Annotated in this window: 2 protein-coding genes; both read right to left on the bottom strand. The window is 71.7% G+C overall.

Annotated elements, in window-relative coordinates:
* The coding region (locus AC1D12_RS31995) for a bifunctional heptose 7-phosphate kinase/heptose 1-phosphate adenyltransferase (protein WP_477845191.1) at nucleotides 1-696 on the bottom strand (696 nt) is incomplete at its 3' end.
* Nucleotides 696-1,847, bottom strand: coding sequence for a lipopolysaccharide assembly protein LapB (gene lapB, locus AC1D12_RS31990; protein ID WP_465114003.1), 1,152 nt, complete (start codon nucleotides 1,845-1,847; stop codon nucleotides 696-698). The genes lapB and AC1D12_RS31995, both read right to left, overlap by 1 nt.
* Between the last annotated feature and the right edge of the window lie 126 nt (nucleotides 1,848-1,973).

Below are 1,973 nucleotides of genomic sequence, written 5' to 3'. Positions count from 1 at the left end.
CAGCATCAGCGCACTGAGCCCGTGCTCGCGGCGCAGCGCCTGGGTGCGCTCGTGAAGCTGGGCCTCGCTGCCCCAGGCACCGATCACCTGCGCCAGCTCGGCACGGTTCGGCGTGATCACCGTGGCACCGGCGTAGCGGCTGTAGTCGCTGCCCTTCGGATCGACCAGCACCGGCTTGCCGGCGGCGCGCGCGAGCTCGATCATGCGCGGGATGTGCGTGAGCCCGCCCTTGCCGTAGTCGGAGAACAGCACCGCGTCGTGGCCGGCCAGCTCGCGCTCGTAGTCGCCCAGCATCGCCGACAGCACCTCGTGGTCGGGCTGGTTCTCGAAGTCGACGCGGATCAGCTGCTGCGAGCGGCCGATCACGCGCAGCTTGACGATGGTGTAGAGCTGCGGATCGCGCCCGAGCACCGTGTTGACGCCCTGCTGCTCGAGCAGCCGCTGCAGCTTCTGCGCCGGCTCGTCGTTGCCGACCACCGTCAGCAGCGTCGCCTGCGCGCCCAGCGTCTTGACGTTCAGCGCGACGTTGGCCGCGCCGCCCAGGCGCTCTTCCTCGCGGTTCACGCGCACCACCGGCACCGGCGCCTCCGGCGAGATGCGGTCGACCGCACCGAACCAGTAGCGGTCTAGCATCGCGTCGCCGACGATCAGCACGCGGGCGCGCGCCAGGCGATCGGGAGCTATCGAAGCCGTCATCACAAATCCTCCAGGCGTTGCGGCGGGTAGGTGTCCCAGCTCAGGCAGCCCGGGCATTGCCAGAAATAGTGCTGTGCCTCGAAGCCGCAGGCGGCGCAGCGGTAGCGCTGCAGCGGCTTCGCGGCGCGGCCGATGGCCTCGCGCAGGCCCTGCGTCTCGTCGCTGCTCAGCGTGTCGCCGGCGCTGACGCGCAGCAGCTCCTGCGCGGCCGACAGGCTGGGCTGCGTCTGCAGGTGCGTCAGCAGGCGGCCGCGTTGCACGGCGGCACCGGGATCGAGCAGCGTGATCGCGGCCAGCAGGTCCATCGTCGGCGCGCGGCCGTACAGCGCGCGCAGCCGTTCCAGGGCACCGGCGGCGTCGCCTGCGGCGATCGCGCTGTTCGCATAATCGCGAGCCACCAGGTTGAAAGCGACCGGGTGCGTCGTCATCAGCTCGCCCCAGGCCTGCATGACCTGCGCATGGTCGCCGCGCGCGAAGGCGCGCTGGCCGGCCACCACCATCGGGCGGGCCGCCTGCGGGGCCGCGCTACGCGCCCGGCGCAGCGCGTCGTCGCCGTCGGCCTGCTGCTGGCGCGCATCGGCATCGAGGGTCAGCTCGCACCAGTAGTGCGCGATGCGCGACGCGAACGAGCCGGTGCCGCTGCGCTCGAGCTTCTGCGCCACCTCGACCGCCGAGCGCCAGTTGCGCGAGCGCTCGTGCAGCGTCAACAGCGCGAGGCGCGCCTCGGTGTCGAAGGCGGTGCCTTCGAGCGCCTTGTAGGCCTCTTCGGCGCGGTCGAACAGGCCGGCCTTCATGAAGTCCTGCGCCAGCGCGTGCTGCGCGCGTTCGCGGTCGGCGCGCGGCAGGTCAGCCCGGTTCAGCAGGTGCTGGTGCACGCGCACCGCGCGCTCGTACTCGCCGCGGCGGCGGAACAGGTTGCCGAGCGCGAAGTGCAGGTCGGAGGTGTCCGGATCCTGCTGCACGGCTTCGATGAAGGCGTCGATCGCCTTGTCCTGCTGCTCGTTCAGCAGCAGGCTCAGGCCCTTGAAGTAGGCCTTCGGCGAGTCGCGCTGCTCGCGCTTCCATTGCCGCAGGTCGAGGCGCGAGCCCAGCCAGCCGAGGGCGAACGCGACCGGCAGGCCGAGCAGGAACCACTGGTAGTCAAAGTCCATCGCGCGGAGGGTGGGAATCGGTTCGGGTGGGGAGCTCGGAAGACGGCGTCAGCGCGCTGTCGGCGAGCTCGGGATGGTCGCCGCGGCGGCGCAGGCGGCGCTGTGCGAGGCGGTGGTTGCGCCACC

It is taken from the genome of Rhizobacter sp. P1_G5 (assembly GCF_056405435.1).
Note: the sequence above shows the minus strand (reverse complement) of the source record. Positions and strands in the feature narration are given on the sequence as shown.